Below are 24,531 nucleotides of genomic sequence, written 5' to 3'. Positions count from 1 at the left end.
GGGGCGGGCCGGGTCAGGGGGCGGGGGCCGGGGCGCGGTAGTGGGAGGGGCTGCGTCCAGTGTGGTGCTTGAAGGCGGCGCTGAAGGCGAAGGCGCTGCCGTAGCCGACACGGGCGGCGACGGCCTCCAGGCCGAGGTCGGGGCGGGCCGTGAGGAGGTCGCCGGCGAGGGTGAGGCGCCACGTGCGCAGGTAGGTCATAGGCGGGGTGCCCACGGCGCGCTGGAAGCGGTCGGCCAGGGTGGAGCGCGAGACCGCGCAGGCGCGGGCCAGGCCCGCGAGGGTCCACGGGTCCGCCGGGCGTTCGTGGACGAGGTCCAGGGCACGGGCCACCACCGGGTCGTGGCGGGCGTTGAGCCAGCTCGGGGCGTGGTCGGGCGCGTCCTCGATCCAGGCGCGGACGGCCATCACCAGCAGGCAGTCCAGCAGCCGGTCGTTGAGCCCGGACTGGGCGACGCGGTCGCTGGTGATCTCCCTGGACAGCAGGGACACCAGGGCCGGGTCGACGCGCTCGCCCGGCAGCACCGCCAGGCGGGGCAGCGCGGACAGCGCCAGCCGGCCGACCTCGCTGTCGTCCTCGTAGGCGCCGACGATCAGGGTGTCGGGCCCGTCGGGGTCGTTCCCCCACGTCCCGACGCCGTGGAGCATGCTCAGGTGCACCTCCTGGCCGTCGGCCGCCACACAGCGCTGCCCGGGGTGGACGGTGATCGTGGGGGCGCGCCCGCCCCGGTCGGAGAGCGTGTAGGGCTCGGGCCCGCGCACGAGGAGCACGTCCCCGGCCGTGGCCCGGGCGCCGCCGTCGCCGACGTCCACCCACACGTCCCCGGAGGTGACCACGGCCAGGGTGAGGGCGGAGCGGTCCAGCAGCCGGATGCCCCACGGGGGGCGCATGACGACGCGCAGGGTGAAGGCGCCCCGGGCCCGGGGTCCGTCCAGGAGGTGGGAGAGCGGATCCATGACCCGACCCTATGGTAGACGATCTCTTATGCCTTCCGGTATCCGGACCATGTTCCGTCCGGCTCCGGACTGGTGGACTCGGACCATGAACGAGAACACGAGCACCGAGCACATCCTCCTCACCGGCGGCACCGGGATGACCGGACGCCGCGTCCACGCCCTCCTCTCCGAGGCCGGGGTCCGGACCCGGGTCGCCTCCCGGTCCGGGGAGCCGCGCTTCGACTGGCACGACACCTCCACCTGGGACGCCGCCCTGGACGGGGCCACCGGCGTCTACCTCTGCTACCACCCCGACCTGGCGTTCCCCGGCGCCGCCGGAACGGTGGCGGCGTTCGCCGAACGCGCCGCACGGGCCGGGGTCCGCCGGATGGCGCTGCTGTCCGGGCGGGGCGAGAAGGGGGCGCGGGACGCCGAGGACATGGTCCGCGCGGCGTTCCCCGGCACGACCGTGCTGCGCTGCTCGGTGTTCGCCCAGGACTTCTCGGAGAGCTTCTTCCTGCCCCCGCTGCTGGGGGGCGCCCTCCCGCTGCCGGTGCCCGACGTCCCCGAGCCGTTCGTGGACCTGGACGACGTCGCGCTGGTCGCCGCACGCTCCCTGACCGGGGACGGGCACGGGGGTGCGACCTACGAGCTGACCGGGCCGGAGGCGGTCACGTTCGCCGAGGCGGTGCGCGTGGTGGGCGAGGTCTCCGGGAGGGACGTCCGCTTCCTGGAGGTGCCGCCGGAGGAGTTCGTCGCGGCGATGGCGGCGGCGGGCGCCCCCGAGGAGCTGGCGCACGGACTGGTGGGGCTGCTGGAGGAGATCCTGGACGGCCGCAACGCCGAACCCGCCGACGGGGTGGAGCGCGCCCTGGGCCGCCCCGCCACACCGTTCGCCGACTACGCCCGCAAGGCGGCGGACGCCTGGCGGTAGCCCGGCACGGCGGGGCGGGGAGCCGGGGCGGCGGTGGGCGGTCGCCGCCGTTCCGGCCCTGTTCGGCGGCCCGTGGCGGCGCGTCGCCGGCGGCCGATCTCACGGTCCGTGACGAACTCCGCCCCCTGGTCACGATGTGTGGATAAGAGCGGAGTAAGCGGGCACGGTGTGTGAGCAAATGTCAGGTAAATCTTAAGTTTCCGTTTGAAGTTCGACTGCCGCCCGCCTCTCGGTGAAAGTTCCTGTGACCAGCCGCACAAGAACTTTCACAAGAACTTTCAGAGGAGGGGGCCATGCCGACCTTCGGACGTGCCGCCACCGCGGGGAAGGGTGCCGCCTCCGGCCCCGCCCCCGCCAAGAAGCCCATCTACCGCCACCTGTACTTCTGGGTGCTCGTCGGTATCGCACTCGGCATCGCCGTCGGTCTGCTCTTCCCGACCTGGGCCGCCGAGATGCGGTGGCTCGCCGACCTGTTCATCAAGCTCGTCAAGGTCGTCATCGCCCCGACCATCTTCTGTACCGTCGTCGTCGGCATCGCCAGTCTGGGCAACCTCGCCAAGGCGGGCGGCCTGGCCCTGCGGACCCTGGTCTACTTCACCGCGCTGACCGTGATCGCCCTGGCCATCGGCCTGGTCACCGTGAACATCATGCGGCCCGGCGTCGGCCTGAACATGTCGTTCGACGAGGCCGACGCGGCCGACACCATCGCCAAGGCGGAGGAGAGCGGCGAGGGCTTCTCCGGCTTCGTCCTCCACACCATCCCCGATTCGTTCTTCTCGGCGTTCGTCGACGGCCAGCTCATCCAGGTGCTGGTCCTGGCCATCCTGGTCGCCTGCGCGCTGACCATGCTCGGCAAGCGCGGCCAGGCCGCCGTCCGCGCCCTCGACACGATGTCGCACGTCATGTTCGGCGTCATCAAGATCGTCATGTACGCCGCCCCCATCGGCGCCTTCGGCGGCATGGCCTTCACCATCGGCGAGTACGGCGGCCAGGTGCTGAGCAGCCTCGCCTACTTCATGCTCAGCTTCTACGTCACCTGCGTGCTGTTCATCATCGTGGTCCTGGGCATCGTCAGCCGGATGGCCGGGTTCGGCCTGTTCAAGCTGCTGCGCCTGATCCGCGACGAGCTCCTGATCGTCCTGGGCACCTCCTCCAGCGAGTCCGTGCTGCCGCGCATGATGACCAAGCTGGAGGCCGCGGGCGCCAAGAAGTCCGTGGTGGGCCTGACCATCCCGACCGGGTACTCGTTCAACCTGGACGGCACCGCGATCTACATGACCATGGGCGCGATCTTCATCGCCCAGGCCACCGGCTCGGACGTGTCGGTCTGGACCCAGGTCGGCCTGCTGCTCTTCATGCTGCTGTCCAGCAAGGGCGCCGCGGGCGTCAGCGGCGCCGGACTGGTGACCCTGGCCGCCTCGCTGGCCGCGTTCGGCGACGTCATCCCGCTGGCCGGGATCGCGCTCATCGTCGGCATCGACCGGTTCATGTCCGAGGCCCGCGCCCTGACCAACCTCATCGGCAACGCGGTGGGCACCCTGGTCATCGCCCGCTGGACCGGCGGCCTGGACCGCGACCGGCTGAAGCACGTGCTCGACAACCCGAACTCCATCGACATGGACGCCCTCATGAGCTTCGACGACAGGTCCTCCGACAAGGAGGAGGACCGGTCCGGCGAGGAGTCCGGGGACGGGAGCGCCGAGGACACCGCCGAGGCCGCGGAGGCCGACGGCTCCGGCACCCGGCCCTCCGACGGGGGCGCGGACGGGGACCGCTCCCCGGTGGGGACCCGCGGCTGACCGACCGACCCCGCGCGGTCCGGCTCACTCCCGGCCCACGGACCGCGCCCGGTGCGCGCACTCCTCCCGGAACCCTGGTGCCGCACCGGCTCCCCGCCCGCCCCGTACCGGCCTCACGAGGCCCGGTGCGGGGCGGCGCACGTTCGCCGGTCGGCCCTCAGCAGCCGGCCAGCTGGGCGCTGAGGGCGCCGCGCCGTCCGGACAGCTCCTCGATGCGGGCGTCCAGGGCGGCGACCTCCGCCCGGATGGTGGCCACCAGGTCGGGGCACAGCTCCAGCTCGACGGGGTCGGCCTCGGGGTCGCGCACGCACGGCAGCACCGAGGCGATGGTCTCCGTGCTCAGCCCCATGGCGAGCAGGGCGCGGACGGCGCGCACCGTGCGCACCGCGTCCGGGTCGTAGGTCCGGTACCCGTTGGCCGCGCGCGCGGAGTCCAGCAGCCCCTGCTCCTCGTAGTAGCGCAGCAGCCGACGGCTCACTCCGGTCCGCTCCGACAGCTCCCCGATCAGCACGAGGTGACCCTCCTCACTTGACGTTCACACCGGTGTCACGGCCTACCGTCGCCGCATGATCGAACACTACGCACGCACCGTCAAGGGTTCCGGTCCGGGTCTGCTGCTCGCGCACGGCGGCGGGGGCGGGATCGAGCCGAACTTCGGCCCCCTGATGGCGGACCTGGCCCGCACGCACACCGTGGTCGCCCCGGACCTGCCGGGGACGGGGGGCACCCCGCGCGCCGCCGGCCCCCTGGACCTGGACTCGGTGGCCGACTCGCTGGTGGCCGCCGCCGTGGAGGAGGGGGTCGAGGAGTTCACCGTTCTGGGCTACTCCCTGGGCACCGCGATCGCGGTCCGCGCCGCCGCCCGCCACCCCGGGCGGGTGACCGGGCTGGTCCTGACGGCCGGGTTCGCCCGGATCGACAACCGGACGCGGCTGAACGTCGACGTGTGGCGGTCCCTGCTGGACGGGGACAGGGACACCCTGGCCCGCTTCAACCTCTCCGTGGCCTTCGGCGCCCCCGCGCTGGACGCGCTCTCCCCCGGGGAGCTGGAGGAGGCCGTGCGCTCCGCCGCCGGTTCCGTGCCCGCGGGCACCCCCGAGCACGTGGACCTGGTGGCCCGGGCGGACACGCGCGCCGACCTCCCCGGCATCGCGGTGCCGACGCTGGTCGTGACCACCGCGCTGGACCGGCTGGTCTCGCCGGAGCTGTCCCGCGCGCTGGCCGCGGGCATCCCCGGCGCGGAGTCGGTGGAGATCGACTCCGGCCACCTGATCGCCGCGGAGGCCCCGCGGGAGTGGGGCCGGGCCGTCCGCGGGTTCCTGGACCGGCGGGTGCCCGTGCGCGGGTGACCGCCCGGCCGCGGGCCGGCCTTCGGGGCGGCGGGAGCGGTCGGCGTCGGGAGAAGCGGGGCGCATCGGGCCCCTTCGGTCACGGCGGCCCCGGATTCCCCCTCCGACACGGGAACCGGCGGAATGCCGATGCGTCGGAGCGGGTAACGGATGAGCGTCCGGACACGAGGTCCGGCTCCCCCGACCCCCTGGGAGACCCCGTGAAGCTCTACGCCGACCACCCGGTCCGCGCCCTGTTCCAGCTCGCCTCCGACGCCCTGGCCGTCGCGTGGGTCTACCTGTGGGTCCGGGCCGCGCTCGAACTGCGCGACATGATCGGCGCGCTGGACCGGCCCGGCGAGCTCATGGCCGCCACCGGCCGGGGGTTCAGCGAGCACATGGACAGCGCCGCCGAGCAGGCCGCCAAGGTGCCGCTGGCCGGGGAGACCCTGGCCGTCCCCTTCACGAACATGAGCGAGACCGGCGCCTCCCTGACCTCCGCCGGCGACTCCTTCCGCGAGACGGTCGCCTCGCTGGCCACCACGCTGCCCCTGCTGGTGGCGGCGGTGCCGGTGCTGCTGGTCGCCACCACCTGGCTGCCCGCCCGGGCCCGGTGGATCGCCCGGGCCACCTCGGTGCGCCGGACCGGGAAGCTGTCCCCGGAGGCCCGCTCCCGCCTGCTGGCGCTGCGCGCCCTGACGTCCGTGGCCCCGGCCCGGCTGGCCGCGGTCCACCCCGACCCGGCCGGGGCCTGGCGCTCCGGGGACACCGCGGCCCTGGACCGGCTGGCCGCCCTGGAGCTGCGCCGCATGGGCTTGAGGGCGGGGTGAGCCCCGCCCCCGGGACCGGGTCCCGGGGTGGCCCGATCCGGCCACGGGGAGCGGGGCGGATGTCGGTGCCGCTGCCTAGCCTGGAGGGAACCGACCCCGGGAGCCGCACATGCACCTGTCCGCCCTGCTCGACTTCGACGCCGTCCCCCTGGACACCGAGGACGCCGTGGCCGTCCTGCTCGACATCGTCGCTCCCGAACGCGAACAGAACGCCCAGCGCCCCCGGGCCACCCTCCAGATCGTCCTGGACACCAGCGGCTCCATGCACGGCGGCCGCCTCGACGGGGCGGTGCAGGCGCTCCTGGGGCTGATCGACCGGCTCGACCCCTCCGACGACTTCGGGCTGGTCGTGTTCGACACCCAAGCCCGCGTGGTCGTGCCCTGCGGCCCCCTGGCCGACAAGCCCGCCGTCCGGAGGTCGGTCGGGGCGCTGCGCGCGGGCGGGGGTACCGATCTGTCCAGCGGCCTGCTGCGCGGCATCCAGGAGGCCCGCCGGGCGGGCGGGGAGCGGGGGGCGACCCTGCTGCTCGTCTCCGACGGGCACGCCAACAACGGCGTCACCGACCACGACCTGCTGCGCCAGGTGGCCGCCGACGCCTACGGGCACGGGGTCACGGTGGCCACGCTCGGCTACGGGCTGGGCTACGACGAGGCCCTGCTGGGCGCGGTGGCCGAGGGCGGCACCGGCAGCGCCCTGTTCGCCGAGGACCCCGACACCGCGGGCGGCCTGATCGCCCAGGAGGCGGAGTACCTGCTGGCCAAGAGCGCGCAGGCGGTGTCGCTGCGGATCCCCGCGGGCGAGCACGTGCGCGCGGTGGACGTGGTCGGCGAGATGCCCTCGCACCGCCTGCCGGACGGGTCGGTCATGGTGGAGCTGGGCGACTTCCACTCCGGTGAGGAGCGCCGGCTGCTGCTGCGGCTGGAGGTGCCGGGGATGTCGTCGCTGGGGACGGTCACCCTGACCACGCTGGAGGCCACCTACGTCGACCCGGAGACCCTGACGACCTACAACGCGACGCTGCCGGTCAGCGTGAACGTGGTGCCGGGCGACGAGGCCGCGGGCCGGGTCCCGCGCCCGGAGGTGCGCACCGAGGAGGCCCTGCAGAAGGCGCAGACCGCCAAGAAGCGGGCGAGCGAGGCGCTGCGGCGGGGCGACCGGGCCGAGGCCGCCCGGCTCCTGGACCAGGCCGGGCGGGACCTGGACGACCTGGACGCGCCCGACTTCCTCGGCGGTCCGGCCGCCCCGGGCGGGGCGTACGGAGCGGCCCCCGCCCCCGCGGCCGCGCAGGCCGTGGAGCTGCGGGACATGGCGCGGATGGCCCGGGAGGACGACCTCTCGCGGGCCGCCAAGACCGCCTACGCCAGCCAGTCCGGGTACACCCGCAAGCGCGGCCGCTACCAGCAGGCCCAGGGGCCCGGGTCCTCGCAGACGCCTCCCCCGCAGGCGCCGTCCCCGGCGCCCCCGACGCCCCCGGCCCCGCCGCAGGAGCCGTCCGGGCCGGGGCGGCTCGGCGGGTGGATCCGGCGGCTCGGCGGCCAGGACCCCGACCGCCGGCTCTCCTCCCCGGACTCCCCCGGAGAGGACGGCGGCCGGGACGGGGCGGAGCGCTCCTGACCTGCCGCGTCACGGCACCTGGTAGTAGGAGTCCCTCACGTCGGTGACGGCCATGTGCCCCGGAGCGTGCCCGATCGCGAACTCCGGGGCCGAGGCCGCCACCGCCGCCTGCGGGGTCACCCCGCAGGCCCAGAACACCGGGACCTCCCCCTCCCGGACCTCCACCGGGTCGCCGTAGTCGGGCCGGGACAGGTCGGCGATGCCCAGCGCCGCCGGGTCGCCCACGTGCACCGGCGCCCCGTGCACGGCCGGGTAGCGGGAGGTGATGCGCACGGCGTCGGCCACCCGGTCCGCGGGGATCGGCCGCATGGAGACCACCAGCGGGCCCCGGAACCGACCGGCCGGACGGCACTCCCGGTTCGTCCGGTACATCGCGACGTTGGTCCCGGCCTCGGTGTGGCGCACCGGGACCCCGGCCTCCAGCAGCGGCGTCTCGAACGTGAAGCTGCACCCGATGAGGAAGGCCACCAGGTCGTCCCGCCACAGGTCGGTGACGTCGGCGCGCTCCTCCACCAGCTCGCCGTGCCGGTACACGCGGTAGGCGGGCAGGTCGGTGCGCAGGTCGCCGTCGAACACCGACGCCGACACCTGCCCCGGCTCGGTCACGTCCAGGACCGGGCACGGTTTGGGGTTGCGCTGGGCGAACAGCAGGAAGTCGAAGGCCGCCTCGCGCGGCAGGGCGATGAGGTTGGCCTGCGCGTACCCGGGACTGAACCCGGAGGTGGGCGTGCGCAGCCCGGAGCGGAACAGCTCGCGGGCCTGCTTCGGGGACAGCTGGGCCGGGTCCATCGGCGGTCTCTCCTTCTAGAGCGTGAAACGGATCGCGGTCCCGGGCCGGGCCTGTGCCGCCAGGGGCAGGTCGGCGGCGCGGACCACCGCGATCACCGGATACCCGCCGGTCACCGGGTGGTCGGCCAGGAACAGCACGGGCTCGCCGGTGGGCGGCACCTGGAGCGATCCCGGCACCATGCCCTCGCTGGGCAGCTCGCCGTCGCGGGACCGCTCCAGGGCCGGCCCGGACAGGCGGGCGCCCACCCGGTCGCTGCGCGAGGTGACCTCGTAGGAGCAGGTGAGCAGGGTCTTGAGGGCGTCGCCGGTGAACCAGTCGTCGCGCGGGCCCGGGACCACGCGCAGGGTCGTCTCCGGTCCGCCGACCGGCGGGACCGGGGCCAGGTCGACGTTGGGGAACCCGGCGGGCGGCGGGCCGACCGGCAGCAGGTCGCCGGGGGCGGGCAGGTCGGGGCCGAGCCCGGCCAGCACGTCGGTGCTGCGCGAGCCCAGGACCGGCGGCACGTCCACGCCGCCGCGGACGGCCAGGTAGGTGCGCAGGCCCCGCGCCGGGGAGCCCATCACGAGTTCGGCGCCGTCGGCCAGGCGCAGGACGGTGTTCATGGCGGCACCGCGGCCGTCCACCCGCAGCGGCACCCCGGCCCCGGTGACGGCGACCGTCAGGGGGCCGCGGGCGCGCACCCGCAGCCCGCCCAGGGTGGCCTCCAGGGCGGCGGCCCCGGCCGGGTTGGCGAGCATGCGGTTGGCCAGGGCGTAGGAAGCGGTGTCGGCGGCGCCGGAACGGCCCACGCCCAGGGCGGCGTGGCCGGACCGCCCGGTGTCCTGGACCGTGGTCAGCGGCCCGGTCGCCACGATCTCCAGAGCGCTCACCGCACCTCCTCGAAGCGGACGCGCACGCCCGGGCGCAGCAGGCCGGGCGGGTCGCGGTGCAGGTCCCAGATCTTCTCCCCGGTGCGGCCGAGCAGCTGCCAGCCGCCCGGGGAGCTGCGCGGGTACACGCCGGTGAACTCCCCGGCCAGGGCGACCGACCCGGCGGGGACCCGGGTGCGGGACTCGGCGCGGCGCGGGACGCGCAGGCGCTCGTCGTCGCAGACCAGGTAGCCGAACCCGGGGGCGAAGCCGCAGAACGCCACGGTCCAGGTGGCCGCGGTGTGCGCCTCGACCACCCCGCGCGGGGTGAGGCCGGTCAGCCGGGCGACGTCGGCGAGGTCCTCGCCGTCGTAGACCACCGGCAGGACCACGGTCTCCCCCTCGGCGCGCTCCCCGGCCGGGGCGAGCGGGACCCGGCGCACCGCCGCGGCCACCGCCCCGGGGTCGGCCCCGGGGGCGAGCCGCAGCAGCACGGTCCGCGCCGCCGGGACGACGTCGGCGACGCCCGGGACGGGGGCGGCCTCCAGGGCCGCCCCCAGAGCGATCACCTCGGACAGGTCGGCGACCTCCACCAGCACACCGCTGTCGGCGCAGGTCAGTACGCGCACGGATTCTCCTTCGGGCCGGGGTCGGGTCCCCGGTCGGTCAGCGGGCGAACGGCGCCGGGGTGACGCCTTCGGCGCGCAGCCGGTCGGCGACGGCACGGGCGATGGCGACCGCCCCGGGGCTGTCGCCGTGGACGCACAGGGAGTCGGCCTCGATGAGGATCTCACTCCCGTCGACCGCGGTGACCGGCTCCCGCCGGGCGATGCGCAGGCAGCGCTCGGCGATCTCCTCGGGGTCGTGCAGGACGGCGCCGGGTTCGCGGCGGGAGACCAGGGTGCCCTCGGGGGTGTAGGCGCGGTCGGCGAACGCCTCCCGGTAGGTGGGCAGCCCGGCCTTCTCCGCCAGCTCCAGGAACCGCGATCCGGGCAGGCCGAGCACGGGCAGGCCGGGGTCGAAGGCGCGGACGGCCTCGACCACGGCGGCGGCCTGCTGCTCGTGGTGGACGATCGTGTTGTACAGGGCCCCGTGCGGCTTGACGTAGCGGATGCGGTCGCCGGCCAGGCGGGTGAAGGCCGACAGCGCGCCCATCTGGTACAGGACGTCGGCGGTCAGGTCGGCGGGTGGAACGTCGATGAAGCGGCGGCCGAACCCGGCCAGGTCGCGGTAGCCGACGTGGGCGCCGACCGCCACGTTCTCGGCGGCGGCGTCCGCGGTGGTGCGGCGCAGCACCGAGGGGTCGCCGGCGTGGAAGCCGCAGGCGACGTTGGCGCTGGTGACGATGGACAGCAGGGCCCGGTCGTCGCCGAGCTCCCAGCGGCCGAAGCCCTCGCCGAGGTCGGAGTTGAGGTCGATGCGGGACACGGGTGCTCCTCTCTACTGCCAGAGGGCGGCGATGCCGCCGAGGGAGTTGACCGCCATGTAGGCGGTGAGCGCCCAGGCCAGGACGCCGATGACGATGAGCCACACGGGGTACCTGTAGCCGCCGAGCAGGTCCCGGGAGCGGCGCGCGGCGACCCAGAGCATGATGCCCAGGCCGACCGGAAGGATGACGCCGTTGAGCGCGCCGGCCAGGACCAGCAGGGTGTTCGGGGCCTGCCCGGAGACCAGCAGGATGACCAGGGAGACGCCGATGAAGACGGTGACGAGGATGCCGCGCCGCTTCTCCAGCACCGGGTGGAAGGTGGAGACGAAGGAGATCGAGGTGTAGGAGGCGCCGATCACGGAGCTGACCGCGGCCGCCCACATGATCACGCCGAACAGGCGCATCCCCGCCTCGCCCGCGGCCTGGAGGAAGGCCTCGGCGGAGGGGTTGTCGGACTGCATGATGTCGACGCCGCCGGAGACCACGCCGAGGATGGCGAGGAAGAGCAGCACGCGCATGACACCGGTGACGATGATGCCCAGCACGGAGGTGCGGGAGATCGCGGCGATGTTCTCGGGGCCGCCCTGCCCGGACTCGATGAGGCGGTGGACCCCGGCGTAGGTGATGTAGCCGCCGACGGTGCCGCCGATGATGGTGACGGCGGCGAGGAAGACGTCCGTGCCCAGCTGCTCGGGCAGGACGGCCTGGCGCAGGGCCTCGCCGACCGGGGGCCGGGAGATGACCGCGACGTACAGGGTGAGGCCGATCATCGCGACGCCGAGGACGACCAGGACGCGGTCCAGGGCCGCGCCCAGCCTCTTGGCGCCCAGGATGACGACGGCCAGGACCGCGGAGATGACCGCGCCGAGCCGGGGGTCGACCCCGGCCAGGGCGTTCAGGCCCAGGCCGGTGCCGGCGAGGTTGCCGACGTTGAAGACCAGGCCGCCGAAGACGATGAGGGCGGCCAGCAGGTAGCCGGCGCCGGGGACGACCTTGTTGGCCAGGTCCTGGGCGCGCGTGTTCGCGACGCCGACGACCCGCCAGATGTTCAGCTGGACGGCGATGTCCACGAGGATCGAGATGAGGATCGCGAAGGCGAACGTGGCGCCGAGCTGCGCCGTGAACTGAGTGGTCTGGGTGATGAAGCCGGGGCCGATGGCGCTGGTGGCCATCAGGAACATCGCACCGAGCAGGGTGCTGCTCAGCGCGACCCGTCCGGGGCGGGGACGCACCTTGGCGGGTGCGGGGGGCGTGTCGCCCATGGTCTCTCCTGGGGATGCGGTCTGGAGATACGACGTGACGCGGACCACTCCACGCCGTTGGATTGTTGAACAATACTTCAATCCAACAAGGCCAGTAAAGAGCCTTGCCGCAAAGACCGCTGGTCAGGGATGTAACGTTCTGCTCTCGTCGGCCGATTATTCATAGGATCATCCAATGAAGCGTTCACATGAGAACGCACCGACCGGAACCCCGCGGCATCGGCGACAATGGGAGGGCACCGTTCCCTTCCCAGCGAGGAGCTCCTGTGACGGCCACGGACGACCGCGTCGGCAGGCCGACCCGACGGCTGCTGCCGCTGCCCAGCCAGGCCGAGCGGGTCGCCGAGCTGCTGCGCGAGGCCGTCATCGACGGCGACCACCCGCCCGGCCGGCGCCTGTCCGAGGAGCGGCTGTGCGAGGAGCTCGGCGTCTCCCGCAACACCCTGCGCGAGGCGTTCCGGCTGCTGGTCCGCGAACGGCTGGTGGTGCACCAGATGCACCGCGGCGTGTTCGTCACGCTGCCCACCACGGAGGACGTCCGCGACCTGTTCAGGGCGCGGCGCTCCCTGGAGCTGACCGCCGTGCAGCGCGCCGCCGACCCCGCCCCCGAGGCGGTGGCGGCGGTGGGGCGGGCCGTCGACGAGGGCGAGGCGGCCCGCGACGCGGGCGACTGGTGGGGGGTGGGCACCGCCAACATGCACTTCCACCAGGCGCTGGCCGGACTGGCGGGCAGTACCCGGGTCGACGAGTTCATGAGCCGGGTCCTGGCCGAGACCCGGCTGGTCTTCCACGTGATGGACGCCCCCCGCGAGTTCCACGCGCCCTACCTGGACTGGAACCGGCGCATCCACACCCTGCTCGCCGGCGGCGACCACACGGCCGCCGCCGCCGAACTGGAGGCCTACCTGGACACCTCCGAGGAACAGCTGACCACCGCGTTCCTCGCCCGCGAGGCCGGCGGAGGCGACTGACGGGGCGATCGGCATCGCGCTGACCTGGGGGTTCGCCACCGCTTCGGGCGAGGCGGAGGAAAAGCCACGTGACACAGGTCCCGAAATGCCATGATGGGCGCGCAATGGAACTGAACGGACGCCCTGCCACCACCGGGGAGCTCGGCTCCCTCGCCCTCCACGGCTACGGCCACTTCACCACCATGCTCGTCGCCGACCTGCGCGTACGCGGCCTGGAACTGCACATGGACCGGCTGCGCGGGGACTGCCGGGCGCTGTTCGGCACCGAACCGGACATCCCCCGGGTGCGCGAGCTCGCGCGGCGCAGCGCCCGCGCGCACCCCTCCCCCGCCGTCATCCGGGTGACCGTCTTCGACCCCGCGCTGGACCCGGGCAGACCCGCCGGGCGCACCTTCCCCCAGATCCTCGTCACCACCCGCCCCGCCCCCGTCCCCGACCGGCTGCCGCCCCCGCTGCGGCTGGGCACCCGGCTGTACACCCGGGACACCCCGGAGGTGAAGGGCACCGGCCTGTTCGGCCCGATCCGCCAGCGGCGGGCGGCCCAGCTGGACGGGCACGACGACGCCCTGTTCCACGGGGCGGACGGGCTGCTGTCGGAGGGGCCCACCTGGAACATCTGCTTCCTGGACGGCGAGGGCCTGGTGTGGCCGCAGGGCCCGGCACTGCCGGGGGTGACCGCGCGGCTGGTGAGCGGGCTCGCCGAGGACATGGGCGTGCCCGTCTCCACCCGGCCGCTGTCGGCGGCGGACGCGGCCGGGATGTCGGGGGCGTTCGTGACCAACGCGGTCACGGGGGTGCGCCCGGTGGCCTCCGTCGACGGGGAGCGGCTGCCGCTGGCCGCGCTCACCAACAAGCTGGCCGCCACCTACCGGGACCTGCCGGGCGACCCCCTGTGACCCGCCGGTTCAGGCCCCGGCGCGGCGGGCCCGCCCCGGCCACCAGGTGCGCGGCCCCACGTCCAGCGCCAGGGCGGGCACCAGCACGGTGCGCACCAGCAGCGCGTCCACCAGCACCCCGAACGCCACCAGGAAGGCCAGCTGGAGCAGGAACAGCAGCGGGATGACGGCCAGCGCCGCGAAGGTGGCGGCCAGCACCACGCCGGCGGAGGTGATGACCCCGCCGGTGACGGTGAGCGCCCGCAGCACGCCGTCGCGGTGGCCGTGGACCAGGGTCTCCTCCCGGGCCCGCGACATCAGGAAGATGCTGTAGTCGATGCCCAGCGCCACCAGGAAGACGAACGCGAACAGCGGCACCACCGGATCGGCGCCCGGCAGTTTCAGCACGTGGTCGAAGACCAGGGTCCCCACGCCCAGCGCGGCGGCGAACGACAGCACGTTGGCGGCCATGAGCAGCAGCGGGGCGACCAGCGCGCGGAGCAGGACGACCAGCACGAGCAGGACCACGGCCAGGACCAGCGGCACCACCACGAGGAAGTCGCGCTGGGCGGTCTCCAGGGTGTCCAGGTCGGTGGCGGTGACGCCGCCGACCAGGGCGTCGGCCCCCGGGGCGTCCGCGGCCAGGCGTTCGCGCAGGTCGCGCACGGCGTCCACCGCTTCGGGCGACTCTGGTCCCACGGTGAGGACCACCTCGACCAGGGCGCGCCCGTCCTCCTCCAGGGGCGGCGCCCCGGCCCCGGGGGGACCGGGCTCGGTGACCGGCGCGGCGGACTCCACGGACGGCGAGCCCTCGGCGGCCGCGACGACGTCGGCCACATGGTCGGCGTCCGTGACGACCAGCGCGGGGGCCGCCGCGGCGTCGGTGCCGAAGCCCCGGTCCAGGACCTCCTGGGCGGTGACCGCCTCCACCTCGGTGCGGAACACCTCGGCCTGGCCGGTGCCCTCGGCGCTGAACGCGGGGGCGAACACGGCGGCCGCGGCCAGCAGCACCGTGGTGGCCGCCCACAGCGTGCGCGGCCGGCGGGCCACGGCCCGGGCGACCCGGCCCCAGAACGGGTGGGCGGCCATGACGCGGTCGGTGTCGCCGCCGGTCTCGGCGGTGGGCCGGTGCGGCGCGGTCGGCCAGAACGCGGCCCGGCCGGCCAGCGCCAGCGCGGCGGGCAGGAAGGTCATCGCCGAGAGGACGGCCGCGCCGACCCCGATGGCGACGACCGGGCCGAGGCTGCGGGTGGAGGCCAGGTCGGCGGCGAGCAGGCAGAGCAGGCCCAGGACGACGGTGCCCGCGGAGGCGAGCACCGGTCCGGTGACGCCGCGCAGGGCGGCCATGACGGCGGTCGGGACCCGTTCGTGCAGGGCCAGTTCCTCGCGGTAGCGGGCGACGAGCAGGAGGGCGTAGTCGGTGCAGGCGCCCACGACGAGGATGAACAGGATGCCCTGGCTCTGCCCGTTGAGGCTGACCAGGCCGGCGTCGGCGGCCAGGTACACGAGGGCCCCCGACAGGCCCAGGGCGAGCAGGGACGCCAGGATCACCAGGACCGGGAGCAGCGGGGAGCGGTAGACGGCGACGAGGATGACCAGGACGGCCGCGACCGCGACGAGCAGCAGGGTGGAGTCGATCCCGCCGAAGGCCGCGGCGAGGTCGGCGGCGTAGCCCGCCGGACCGGTGACCTGGGGGGTGAGGTCGCCGACGGGGTGGTCGGCCAGGACGGCGCGCAATTCCTCGACGGCGTCGGAGGTCTTCTCGCCGGAGTCGATCGGCACGATCAGCTGGGCGACGGAGGGGTCCTCGGTTCCGGGGAAGGGGCCGACCACCTCGCCGGAGACCCACGGCCGTTCGGCCACCTCCTCCCCGACGGCGGCGATGTCCGCCAGTTCCTCCGCGGTGACGTCCCCGTCCCCGGACCACAGGGCGATGGCGGGCACCGCGTCCTCGCGGTCGAAGTCCTCGGCGATCCGGGCGACCTCGGTGGACTCCGCCCCCACCGGCAGGAAGGCGGACCGGTCGTTGGTCTGCACCTCGCCGAGCCTGCCCAGGAAGGCGCCCAGCGGTCCGCCGCCCAGGGTCCACAGCAGGACGACGAGCAGCGCCGCTCCGACCCACCACCGCGACCGGCGTAGCGGTCGCCTCTCCTCGTTCACCGGTGTTCCCCTCCACCGCGACAAAATTCACGGAAAACAAGTATCTCGCTTTTCGAGCCTTTCTTGGACGCGACTCTACACCCTCGCCGGACCGGCCGTTCCCTCCCCCTCCGCACGCGCCCGCCCCGCACCGGACGCGGTGCGGGGCGGGCGGCGGGGCCGGCGGTCACACGGCCGCGGGCTCGCGCGCCTCGCTGTGGGCCGTACGCGCCATGTTCCGCGACATCGAGCCGAACACCACCCCGTGGAAGGGCGTCACCGCGGCCCAGTACAGGTGGCCCAACAGGCCGCGCGGCCGGAACAGCGCGCGCTGGCGCAGCACCGTGCGCCCCCGGCCGGGCTCGACGGTGAACTCCAGCCACGCCGGACCGGGCAGGCGCATCTCCGCGCGCAGCCGCAGCAGCTCCCCCGGCACGATCTCCTCCACCCGCCAGAAGTCCAGCGAGTCGCCCACCCGAAGGCGCCCCGGATCGCGGCGGCCCCGGCGCGGGCCCACCCCGCCCACGGCGAGGTCGATCCAGCCGCGCGCCGCCCAGGCCAGCGGCCAGGAGTACCAGCCCCGTTCGCCGCCGATCCCCTCGACCACGCGCCACACCGCCTCCGGCGGGGCGTCCACCTCCCGCACCCGCTCGTCGGTGTACAGGCTGCCCCCCGCCCAGTCGGGGTCGGTGGGCAGCGGGTCGGACGGGGCCCCGGCCCAGGAGGCCGACGTCCACCGGGTGTCCACGCGGGACTGGGAGGTGCGGCGGACCGCCAGCTCCACCGCGCGGTCGAACCCGATGCGGGCGTGGTCGCCGAGCAGGCCGGACAGGTCGTCCTCGCCGCACACCGCGTCATGGCGCAGCGACTCCACCAGCGGCCGGGCGATGGCGGGCGGCACCGGCGTGACCAGTCCGACCCACAGGCTCGACAGCCCCGGCGAGAGCACCGGGACCGGCAGGATCAGGCGGGGGCGCAGCCCCGCCACCCGCGCGAACCGCTGGATCATCTCCGCGTAGGTGAGGACGTCGGGTCCGCCGACGTCGAAGGTGCGGTCCTGCTCCGGCGGCAGGTCGGCGGCCTCCACCAGCAGCCGCAGCACGTCGCGCACCGCGACGGGCTGCACCCGGCTGCGCACCCAGCGGGGCGTGGTCATCACGGGGAGCCGCTCGGTGAGGTACCGCAGCATCTCGAAGGACGCCGACCCCGACCCGATGATCACGGCGGCCCGCAGCACCGCGGCCGGCACCGGGCCGTCCAGCAGGATGCGGCCGACCTCGGCGCGGGAGGCCATGTGCGCGGAGAGGTCCTCCCCCTCCGGCGCCAGGCCGCCCAGGTAGATGACGCGCCCGACACCGGCCCCGGCCGCCGCCTCGGCGAAGTTCCGCGCGCCCCGGGCGTCGTCGCCGGAGAAGTCACGGCTCCCCGACATGGAGTGGACCAGGTAGTAGGCGACGTCGGCCCCCTCCAGCGCCTCGGCCAGCCCCTCCCCGGAGACCACGTCGCCGCGGGCCGCCTCCACCCTGTCCCGCCAGGGGTGGTCGCGCAGCTTGCCGGGGTCGCGGGCCAGGCAGCGCACCTCGAACCCGGCGTCCAGGAGCTGCGGGACCAGCCGCCCCCCGATGTACCCGGTGGCCCCGGTGACCAGCGCCCGGCGCCCGCTCACCGGGCCGCCCCCGCGGGGGCCGTGCCCCGGCGCAGGCTCCGCCGCCGCTCCCGGTGGCGCCGGTACGGGTTGTCCTCGGGCAGGCCGCCGGTGAAGCGCCCGTACATGCCCACGGTCAGCATCAGGATGCCGACCACGAAGCTGAAGATCACGTTCGGCATGGAGAACGCGAGGATGTTGTAGTCGGTGCTCATGAGGTACAGGTTGACCAGGCCGCTGGCGACGAAACCGGCGCCGACCAGGGTGGAGACCGTCGACGAGTAGGTGCCGCCCACCACGGCGGCGCCCACGAGCAGCGATCCGACCGCCACCGAGACGAAGCCCAGCGCCCCGTTGGTGGACAGGCCGGCCACGACCTCCCCCCGGGTGTCGAAGAGCGGCAGGCGCACGAACAGGCTCGTCACGCCGAATCCCACCAGAACGAGTCCGATGAACGCCGTTCCGAACCGGTGGACGGCGGCCAGGCGCCGGTCGGCGTTGTGCGAGGTGTCCAGGTCCATGGGTCCCCTCCGTTCCACGTCTTTGCAGCTAGAGTCGGTGGCGAGGACGGGTGCGACAAGTCGCGCCGCTTTCGCAACGGTTGGGATGCCATGGCGGAGACCCTGACCCCCGGTGCGACCGCCCGGATGCTGGGGGTCGCTCCGTCCACCCTGCGCAGCTGGGACCACCGGTACGGGATCGGGCCGCGCGAGCGCAGCCCCGGCGGGCATCGCCGCTACACGCCCGAGGACGTGGACCGGCTGCGGGAGCTGTGCCGGCTGGTGGGCGAGGGGCTGGCCCCGGCGGTCGCGGCCGAGCGGGTGCTGGCCGGGGGCGGTGCCCCCGCCCCGACCGTGCCCGCGCCGCGCGACGGACGGGACCCCGGGACGCGCGGGCACGCGCTCCCGGCGGGCGGGGCGTCCCGCCTCCAGGGGGTGGCCCGGGCGGCGGTGCGCATGGACTCCGAGCTCGTGGAGGCGCTGGTCGAGCGCGCGCTGCGCGCCGAGGGCGTGGTGGCCGCCTGGGAGGGGCTGGTCATGCCGCTGCTGTACGGGATGGGCCGCAAGTGGCAGGACACCCGCCGCTACGTGGAGGTGGAGCACCTGCTGTCGTGGTGCGTGTCCTCGGCGCTGCGCCGGGTCCCCCCGCCCGGCGGCCCGCCGCGGACGGGGCAGAGGCCGGTGGTCCTGGCCTGCGGGCCCGAGGAGACGCACAGCCTCCCGGTCGAGGCGCTGGCCGCCGCCCTGCGCGAACGCGGCCTGACGCACCGGGTCCTGGGCGCCTGCACGCCGGCGGACGCCGCGGCGCGGACCGTGCGGCGGACCGCTCCCCGGGCCGTGGTGCTCTGGTCCCATGTGGGCGGGCGGTCCGACCTGGCGGCACTGCGCGCGACGGTGCTGGCCGCGTCCGAGTCGCCCCAGGCGGTCCGGGTGTACACGGCCGGGGGCGGCTGGCGCTCCCTCACCGCGCGGTCCGGGGGCGGCCATCTGAACTCCCTGCCGGAGGCGGTGCTGGCGCTCGACCCGGGCTGAGCGCGGTGCGCACCGCGTGGCCCAGCTGGTCCAGCACGGTCAGGGACATCGGGACGACCGGGGTGCGCAGGCCCAGCGCCAGTTCACGGGACAGCCGGGTACCGCCGTCGAGGAAGGCCAGCACGTCGCCGAGCCGGTCCGGGGCGAGCAGGCGGGTGAAGAAATCCGCGCCGCGCACGCGACCGGTGGCCAGCGCGCGCAGCAGGACCGCGTCCATGGCCAGGTGGCGGCGCCGGTGCGGGATCGGGGGGACCGGCACGACCCCGCGTTCCAGGGCCGCGGCCACGGCGGCGGTCTGGCGCAGCACCCCGCTGAAGGTGTAGCCGGTGGAGGGCCGGGTGGCCCCGCCCGCCCCGCCGATCCGGAAGACCCGCCGCCCGGCCCGGGTGCGGAAGGGCGCGTCGGTCATCGGGATGACGCCCTGCTCGGCGGCGGTGACCTCGAACCCCGCCAGGCCCATGCGGGCGCAGTGGTCGGCCAGGCGGCGGTCGTACTCGGCGGCGGTGAGCGGCGCGGGCCCGAACTCGGTGTACTCCACCAGCGCTTCGCGCGCCGACAGCGGGAGCACGTAGGCGAAGGCCACCGCGTTCTCCGGCTGGGGCGGGGTGAAGTCCATCAGCACCGCCGCCTCCGGGTCGAAGGCGTCGGCGGGGGTGCGCACGAACCAGCCCCGGAAGTGCTGGAGCAGCAGGGTGCGGCCCGTCGGCAGGGGGCGGGGCGGTCGGGAGTCGAACACCCACCGGGCGGTCAGCCTGGCCGGGGAGCCGTCGGGCATCACCCCCTCCACCACGGCGCGGTCGGCCCCGTCCCGGACCGCGTCCACCAGCAGGGGCACCTCCGCCACCCGGTCCCCGAGGCCGGACCGCACCCGGGCCTCCAGGTCGACGGAGCGCAGCATCTTGTACACGAAGGGGTCGGCGGGCGCGGTGCGGGCGTCGCCGTCCGGCCCCACGACGGTCAGGTTCCGCCACCGGGCGGCCAGCAGGCCGTCCCACTCGCCGCCGTCGGGCTCCCAGAAGCACCAGGTGCGCGGGGGCGGGGTGTGCGGCCCGCGCGGGGGCTCCGCCAGGGCGACACGCACGGGGGCCCCGTCGGGGTGATTGACGCCCGACAGGCGGTGGGCCAGGGTGAGGCCTGCGGCTCCCCCGCCCACGATCACCACGTCATGATCGTTCATGGCCCCCACTCTGCCGGGGATGCCGCACACAGGCCAGCGCGCACCCGGAGGACGTGTGGACACCACCCGAGCCAAACAGGACGGAGCGGTCACGGAGGGGTTCGACCTCGCCTCGGCCGCCTACGACAGACTCGTGGCGGGCAGCCCCGGCTACCACGCCCACCTGCGGCTCTCCGCCCGGAGGCTGGACCCCGGGGCCCTCTCCCCCGAGCCGCGGATCCTGGACCTGGGCTGCGGGACCGGGGCCTCCACGGCGGCCCTGCTCGACACCGTGCCCACGGCCCGGATCGTCGGGGTGGACGCCTCGGAGGGGATGCTGGCGACCGCCCGGGCCAAGGACTGGCCCGACACGGTCTCGTTCCACCACGCGCGGGTCGAGGAGCTGACCCCGCAGTGGGCGGCCGACCGCCTGGGCGGGCCGGTGGACGCGGTGTTCGGGGCGTACCTGATCCGCAACTGCCCCGACCCCGACCGGGCGCTGGAGGTGATGCGGGACCTGCTGCGCCCGGGCGGCCGGCTGGTGCTGCACGAGTACTCCGTGGCCGACTCGGCGGTGGCGCGGGCCGTGTGGACGGCGGTGTGCCAGGGAGTGATCATCCCCGCCGGACGGGTGTTCTCGGGTGACGGGACCCTGTTCCGGTACCTGTGGCGCAGCGTCCTGGAGTTCGACGGCCGCCGGGCGCTGCTGGAGCGGATGCGCCGCGCGGGGCTGGTGTCGGTGGCCTCCGCCCCGATGCCGGGCTGGGAGTACGGCATCACGCACACGTTCGCGGGCATGCGGCGGGAGGAGGACCGGTGAGCCGCCCGGTGGACGTCCGCGACCGGCTCGCCGAGGAGGTCCCGCCCGCACCGCCGGTCGGCCCGCGCACCGCGGAGGCGCCCGAGGCCGCGGTGGTCGGCGGCGGGATCGCCGGGCTGGCGGCGGCCTGCGGACTGGCCGAGCGCGGCGTTCGGGTCACGGTGTTCGAGCGCGAGGAGTCCCCGGGCGGGCGGCTGCGCGGCTGGGAGACCACCCTGGCGGACGGCTCCCGAGCGGCGATGGACCGCGGGTTCCACGCCTTCTTCCGCCAGTACTACAACCTGCGCGGGCTGCTGCGCCGGGCCGACCCGGCGCTGGACGCGCTCGTCCCCCTGGCCGACTACCCGCTGGTCCACCGCGACGGGCCGCGCGACCGCTTCTCCGGCCTGCCCGCGACCCCGCCGTGGAACGCGCTGGCGCTGGCCGCCACCAGCCCGAGCTTCCCTCCGCGCGACCTGGCCCGGGTCAACGTCCCGGCCGCGCTGCAGCTGCTCGACGTGGACGTGCCGGGGGTGTACGAGCGGCTCGACCACATGAGCGCGCGGGACCTGCTGGAGGCGATCCGGTTCCCGCCGACGGCGCGGCACCTGGCGTTCGAGGTGTTCACGCGCAGCTTCTTCGCCTCGACCGACCGCCTCTCCGCGGCGGAGCTGGCGGTGATGTTCCACCTGTACTTCCTGGGCTCGGCCGAGGGCCTGGTGTTCGACGTGCCGCGCGGGCCGTTCCCGGAGTCGCTGTGGGAGCCGCTGGTCCGGTACCTGGCCGGGCTGGACGCCAAGGTGCGCACGGGCGTGCCGGTCGAGCGCGTCGGGCCGGGCTCGCAGCGGCGGTTCGCGCTGCCCGGGCACGGGGAGTTCGACGCCGTGGTGCTGGCCGCGGACGTCCCGGGGACGCGCTCCCTGGTCGCCGCGTCGCCCGGCCTGGGGGACGCCGCCTGGCGGTCCCGGATCGCCCGGCTGGAGTCGGCGCCGCCGTTCCTGGTGTCGCGGTACTGGCTGGACCGGCCGGTGCGGCCGCACCGGCCCGCCTTCCTGGGCACGGCCGGGTACCCGACGCTGGACAACATCAGCGTCCTGGAGCGGTACCGGGACGGGGAGCGGGAGTGGGCCGACCGCACCGGCGGCTCGGTGGTGGAGCTGCACGCCTACGCCCTGCCCGAGGGCTGCGACCCCGACCGCGAGCGCGAACGCCTGTGGGAGCAGGCGGTCGCGGTGTACCCGGAGCTGGCCTCCGCCGGCGTGGTGGACGCCCGGCACGAGCTGCGCGCGGACTGCCCGCTGTTCACGCCGGGCTCGTACCGCGACCGGCCGGGGACGGCCACCCCGGACCCGTTCCTGGTGATGGCGGGCGACCACGTCCGCACCGGCCTGCCGGTCGCGCTCATGGAGCGCGCGGCCGCCGGCGGCCTGCTCGCCGCCAACGCGCTGCTGTCCCGCTGGGGCCTGCCCGGCCACACCCTGTGGACCGTGCCCCGCCGCGGCCGCCTGGCCCCCGCCCGCGCCCTCGCCCACCTCTCCCGGCGCACCCCCGGTCCCTGACCTTTCGTTTTTTTCGAATAGGGTAGATTGGAGGTATGGCGACCACACTGCACGAACGCACCGTCCTGCCGCCCGATGACCGCTCCGCGCTGACCAGGCTCGCCCGCGACCTGGGCACCGACGGCGGCCCGCACGCCCGACTGGTCGGCCCGGACGGGTCCGAGACCGAGCTTCCCGAGGAGCTCTACAGCGTGCTGCGCGACGTCGTCGCGGCACTGTCCCAGGGGCTGGCCATCTCCATCGCCCCGCACAACACGATGCTGACCACCCAGGAGGCCGCGGACCTCCTCGGCGTCTCCCGCCCCACCCTGGTCAGACTGCTCACCGAGGGCGAGATCCCTTACAGCATGCGGGGAAGACACCGGCGGGTCCTGCTCCACGACCTGCTCGGCTACCAGGAGCGTTCGCGCCGGGAGCGCGAGCACACCCTGGACGCCATGGCGGCCGAAGGCGAAGAGGCGGGACTGTACGACCTGACCGAGCCGCCCGAGAACACCCGGTGAGAACGGACGACCGTGGCCTTCCCCGCCCTCCTGGACACCTGTGTCCTGTACCCGGCCTACCTGTGCGACACCCTGCTGCGGCTGGCCTCGGCCGGCACGTACCGCCCCCTGTGGTCGGACGGCATCCTCGATGAGCTGCGCCGCAACGTGATCGCACGCGGCATCCCCGAGGACAGAGCCGATCGCCGGATCGGACAGATGCGCCGGGCCTTCCCGGACGCGACCGTGCGCGGCCACGAGCCCATGATCGAAGGCATGACCAACGACCCCAAGGACCGGCACGTCCTCGCCGCAGCGGTCCGCGGTGGCGCGGAGGTCATCGTCACCCGCAACATCAAGGACTTCCCGGATAGCGCGCTCTCCCCGTACGACCTGTCCGCGGTGGACCCGGACGACTTCCTGCTCGACCAACTCGACCTCCACCCCGGTGCCACTCTCGGCGCGCTGGAGAGACAGGCCGCCTCCTACCGCAGGGAGCCGACCACCGTCATCGGCGTACTCGGCCTGTTGGAGCGCACGGGTGTCCCCCGCTTCGCCGCCGAGGTGCGGCGGCATCTGCGCTGAACCGGTCAGCCGGGGAAGCGGCCGGTGGAGCGGAGGAGGTAGCGGCGCTCGGCGTAGGCGAGGTCGTCGCGCCACAGGCGGCGGGCGGCGGCCCGCACGGCCGGGCGGACCACGGCGGACAGGCGGCGGGCCAGCAGGAAGCCCGGCCGGTCCGAGGCGGCGACGGTCGCCTCGACGACCGCGGTCCGCGGCACGCCGCGGGCGTCCGTGCCCAGCGGCGTCGCGTGCGTCTCGACCACGCTGCCCAGGCCCTCGCCCTCGATGATGCGCATGACCACGGTGCGCGGCTCCGGGCAGTGGAACTCCGCCCGCACCGGCACCCCCCAGCGGCCCGCCACCTTGAACCCCACCTCGACGACCATCCGGTCCGGGTCGGGGTCGGGCCCCTCGGGCACCTCGGTGACGCGCAGGCCGACGAAGCTGTAGGGGTGGAACCACGACCCGTGCCAGGGGTCGAGCCGGTTGGCCACCACGTCCTCCGGCTCGCACCGGCCCGCCAGGCTCTCCACCGCGCTCACCGCCTTCTCCAGCGGGGGGCGCTCGGGGACGACCGGCGCGTCCAGAGGCACCTCGCCGCCCACGCGGTCCAGGCGCACCCACACCAGCACCCCGTCGTCGTGGGCCGGGTACGGGCTCCAGCCGGGGAAGCCGTCCGCGCCCAGGGACAGCCCGTGCCAGCGGCACACGAGGCGCCCGTCGTCGACGGCCCCGCGGCACAGGGGGGCTCCCAGGTGCGGGCAGGCCCCCGGGGCCACGTGCGCGGTGCCGTCGGGGGTGCGCCAGGCGACGAGCTCGACGCCCCCGACGACCCGCCCGAAGGGCCGGTCGGCGCGGACCTCGCGGGAGGCGGCCAGCACGTACCAGTTGCCCGAGGGCCGTGCCAGCGCCCGTTTGAGGGCGGCGGCGATGATGCCGGGCGACCCGTCGCGCCAGGTCGGGTCCTGCGCGGTCCAGGCGGTGGCGGGCATGCGCCGCAGCGGGATGCGGCGGGGGGTCGGATCGGGCAGGGTCACGTCGGG

24 protein-coding genes are annotated in these 24,531 nt (G+C 75.1%); 12 read left to right on the top strand and 12 right to left on the bottom strand.

Annotated elements, in window-relative coordinates; translation table 11 throughout:
* Window positions 1-13: 13 nt before the first annotated feature.
* Window positions 14-955, bottom strand: a complete 942-nt coding sequence (locus KGD84_RS06970; protein WP_220559439.1) for an AraC family transcriptional regulator — start codon at window positions 953-955, stop codon at window positions 14-16.
* Window positions 956-1,040: 85 nt separating this feature from the next.
* Between KGD84_RS06970 and KGD84_RS06965 the strand changes: the two genes are divergently transcribed.
* Entirely contained in the window at window positions 1,041-1,868 is an 828-nt protein-coding gene (locus KGD84_RS06965; RefSeq protein ID WP_220559437.1) for a Rossmann-fold NAD(P)-binding domain-containing protein, read from the top strand.
* Window positions 1,869-2,161: 293 nt separating this feature from the next.
* The gene (dctA, locus tag KGD84_RS06960) at window positions 2,162-3,667 is read left to right on the top strand and encodes a C4-dicarboxylate transporter DctA (RefSeq protein WP_255646361.1); all 1,506 of its coding nucleotides are present in this window, start codon (window positions 2,162-2,164) and stop codon (window positions 3,665-3,667) included.
* 157 nt (window positions 3,668-3,824) lie between these two features.
* Here dctA and KGD84_RS06955 read toward each other — a convergent pair whose 3' ends face one another.
* Window positions 3,825-4,178, bottom strand: coding sequence for a MerR family transcriptional regulator (locus KGD84_RS06955; protein ID WP_220559435.1), 354 nt, complete (start codon window positions 4,176-4,178; stop codon window positions 3,825-3,827).
* A 55-nt stretch (window positions 4,179-4,233) separates the two neighbouring features.
* Between KGD84_RS06955 and KGD84_RS06950 the strand changes: the two genes are divergently transcribed.
* The 3 genes from KGD84_RS06950 (at window position 4,234) to KGD84_RS06940 (ending at window position 7,440) form a co-directional block, all read left to right on the top strand.
* Window positions 4,234-5,016 (top strand): alpha/beta fold hydrolase, encoded by a 783-nt coding sequence (locus KGD84_RS06950; RefSeq protein WP_220559434.1) that lies wholly within the window; start codon window positions 4,234-4,236, stop codon window positions 5,014-5,016.
* A 200-nt stretch (window positions 5,017-5,216) separates the two neighbouring features.
* Window positions 5,217-5,825, top strand: coding sequence for a hypothetical protein (locus KGD84_RS06945; protein WP_220559433.1), 609 nt, complete (start codon window positions 5,217-5,219; stop codon window positions 5,823-5,825).
* Window positions 5,826-5,934: 109 nt separating this feature from the next.
* Window positions 5,935-7,440 (top strand): vWA domain-containing protein, encoded by a 1,506-nt coding sequence (locus KGD84_RS06940; RefSeq protein WP_220559432.1) that lies wholly within the window; start codon window positions 5,935-5,937, stop codon window positions 7,438-7,440.
* 9 nt (window positions 7,441-7,449) lie between these two features.
* On the opposite strand, the gene KGD84_RS06935 is transcribed toward KGD84_RS06940, so the two are convergent.
* From KGD84_RS06935 to KGD84_RS06915, 5 genes are read right to left on the bottom strand one after another with little or no spacing between them, the layout of a single operon-like run.
* Window positions 7,450-8,229 (bottom strand): putative hydro-lyase, encoded by a 780-nt coding sequence (locus KGD84_RS06935; protein ID WP_220559431.1) that lies wholly within the window; start codon window positions 8,227-8,229, stop codon window positions 7,450-7,452.
* 15 nt (window positions 8,230-8,244) lie between these two features.
* Window positions 8,245-9,099 (bottom strand): 5-oxoprolinase subunit C family protein, encoded by an 855-nt coding sequence (locus tag KGD84_RS06930; protein ID WP_220559430.1) that lies wholly within the window; start codon window positions 9,097-9,099, stop codon window positions 8,245-8,247.
* Window positions 9,096-9,707 carry a 5-oxoprolinase subunit B family protein gene (locus tag KGD84_RS06925; RefSeq protein WP_220559429.1) on the bottom strand — a complete coding sequence of 204 codons (612 nt, stop codon included), beginning with the start codon at window positions 9,705-9,707 and terminating at the stop codon, window positions 9,096-9,098. Before KGD84_RS06925 ends, KGD84_RS06930 begins: the two co-directional genes overlap by 4 nt.
* A 37-nt stretch (window positions 9,708-9,744) precedes the next feature.
* Window positions 9,745-10,506, bottom strand: a complete 762-nt coding sequence (locus KGD84_RS06920) for a LamB/YcsF family protein (RefSeq protein ID WP_220559427.1) — start codon at window positions 10,504-10,506, stop codon at window positions 9,745-9,747.
* 12 nt (window positions 10,507-10,518) lie between these two features.
* The gene (locus KGD84_RS06915; protein ID WP_220559426.1) at window positions 10,519-11,769 is read right to left on the bottom strand and encodes an NRAMP family divalent metal transporter; all 1,251 of its coding nucleotides are present in this window, start codon (window positions 11,767-11,769) and stop codon (window positions 10,519-10,521) included.
* A 266-nt stretch (window positions 11,770-12,035) separates the two neighbouring features.
* Here KGD84_RS06915 and KGD84_RS06910 point away from each other — a divergent pair, with 266 nt between their 5' ends.
* A complete protein-coding gene (locus KGD84_RS06910) occupies window positions 12,036-12,740 on the top strand; it encodes a GntR family transcriptional regulator (RefSeq protein ID WP_220559425.1) in 705 nt (234 codons plus the stop codon).
* A gap of 104 nt (window positions 12,741-12,844) precedes the next feature.
* Window positions 12,845-13,636: an aminotransferase class IV gene (locus KGD84_RS06905; RefSeq protein ID WP_220559424.1), complete on the top strand. Its 792-nt coding sequence runs from the start codon at window positions 12,845-12,847 to the stop codon at window positions 13,634-13,636.
* A gap of 9 nt (window positions 13,637-13,645) precedes the next feature.
* On the opposite strand, the gene KGD84_RS06900 is transcribed toward KGD84_RS06905, so the two are convergent.
* The 3 genes from KGD84_RS06900 to KGD84_RS06890 all read right to left on the bottom strand — a co-directional run bounded on the left by KGD84_RS06900 (window position 13,646) and on the right by KGD84_RS06890 (window position 17,920).
* Entirely contained in the window at window positions 13,646-15,775 is a 2,130-nt protein-coding gene (locus KGD84_RS06900; RefSeq protein WP_255646360.1) for an MMPL family transporter, read from the bottom strand.
* A 166-nt stretch (window positions 15,776-15,941) separates the two neighbouring features.
* Window positions 15,942-17,420 (bottom strand): SDR family oxidoreductase, encoded by a 1,479-nt coding sequence (locus KGD84_RS06895; protein ID WP_220559423.1) that lies wholly within the window; start codon window positions 17,418-17,420, stop codon window positions 15,942-15,944.
* Window positions 17,417-17,920, bottom strand: a complete 504-nt coding sequence (locus KGD84_RS06890; RefSeq protein ID WP_220559422.1) for a DUF4383 domain-containing protein — start codon at window positions 17,918-17,920, stop codon at window positions 17,417-17,419. The genes KGD84_RS06895 and KGD84_RS06890 overlap by 4 nt, the downstream gene beginning before the upstream one ends.
* A gap of 90 nt (window positions 17,921-18,010) precedes the next feature.
* Between KGD84_RS06890 and KGD84_RS06885 the strand changes: the two genes are divergently transcribed.
* A complete protein-coding gene (locus KGD84_RS06885; protein WP_220559421.1) occupies window positions 18,011-18,931 on the top strand; it encodes a MerR family transcriptional regulator in 921 nt (306 codons plus the stop codon).
* Here the strand turns inward: KGD84_RS06885 and KGD84_RS06880 are convergent.
* Window positions 18,861-20,108 carry a lycopene cyclase family protein gene (locus KGD84_RS06880; RefSeq protein ID WP_220559420.1) on the bottom strand — a complete coding sequence of 416 codons (1,248 nt, stop codon included), beginning with the start codon at window positions 20,106-20,108 and terminating at the stop codon, window positions 18,861-18,863. The genes KGD84_RS06885 and KGD84_RS06880 overlap by 71 nt on opposite strands.
* Before the next feature lie 55 nt (window positions 20,109-20,163).
* Here KGD84_RS06880 and KGD84_RS06875 point away from each other — a divergent pair, with 55 nt between their 5' ends.
* Genes KGD84_RS06875 through KGD84_RS06860 form a run of 4 tightly spaced genes read left to right on the top strand, consistent with a single transcriptional unit; the run spans window position 20,164 to window position 23,512 of the window.
* Entirely contained in the window at window positions 20,164-20,907 is a 744-nt protein-coding gene (locus tag KGD84_RS06875; RefSeq protein ID WP_255646359.1) for a class I SAM-dependent methyltransferase, read from the top strand.
* Complete coding sequence (locus KGD84_RS06870; RefSeq protein WP_255646358.1) at window positions 20,904-22,445, top strand: FAD-dependent oxidoreductase; 1,542 nt, start codon at window positions 20,904-20,906, stop codon at window positions 22,443-22,445. Before KGD84_RS06875 ends, KGD84_RS06870 begins: the two co-directional genes overlap by 4 nt.
* Window positions 22,446-22,480: 35 nt before the next feature.
* Window positions 22,481-22,948, top strand: coding sequence for a helix-turn-helix domain-containing protein (locus tag KGD84_RS06865; RefSeq protein ID WP_220559417.1), 468 nt, complete (start codon window positions 22,481-22,483; stop codon window positions 22,946-22,948).
* A 12-nt stretch (window positions 22,949-22,960) separates the two neighbouring features.
* Window positions 22,961-23,512 (top strand): PIN domain-containing protein, encoded by a 552-nt coding sequence (locus KGD84_RS06860; protein ID WP_220559416.1) that lies wholly within the window; start codon window positions 22,961-22,963, stop codon window positions 23,510-23,512.
* 5 nt (window positions 23,513-23,517) lie between these two features.
* Here the strand turns inward: KGD84_RS06860 and KGD84_RS06855 are convergent, their stop codons facing one another.
* A complete protein-coding gene (locus KGD84_RS06855; RefSeq protein WP_220559415.1) occupies window positions 23,518-24,525 on the bottom strand; it encodes a Rieske (2Fe-2S) protein in 1,008 nt (335 codons plus the stop codon).
* Between the last annotated feature and the right edge of the window lie 6 nt (window positions 24,526-24,531).

It is taken from the genome of Nocardiopsis changdeensis (assembly GCF_018316655.1).
GTDB classification, from domain to species: domain Bacteria; phylum Actinomycetota; class Actinomycetes; order Streptosporangiales; family Streptosporangiaceae; genus Nocardiopsis; species Nocardiopsis changdeensis.
The sequence above is the reverse complement of the archived record's forward strand: the minus strand, read 5'-3'. Positions and strand labels throughout refer to the sequence as shown.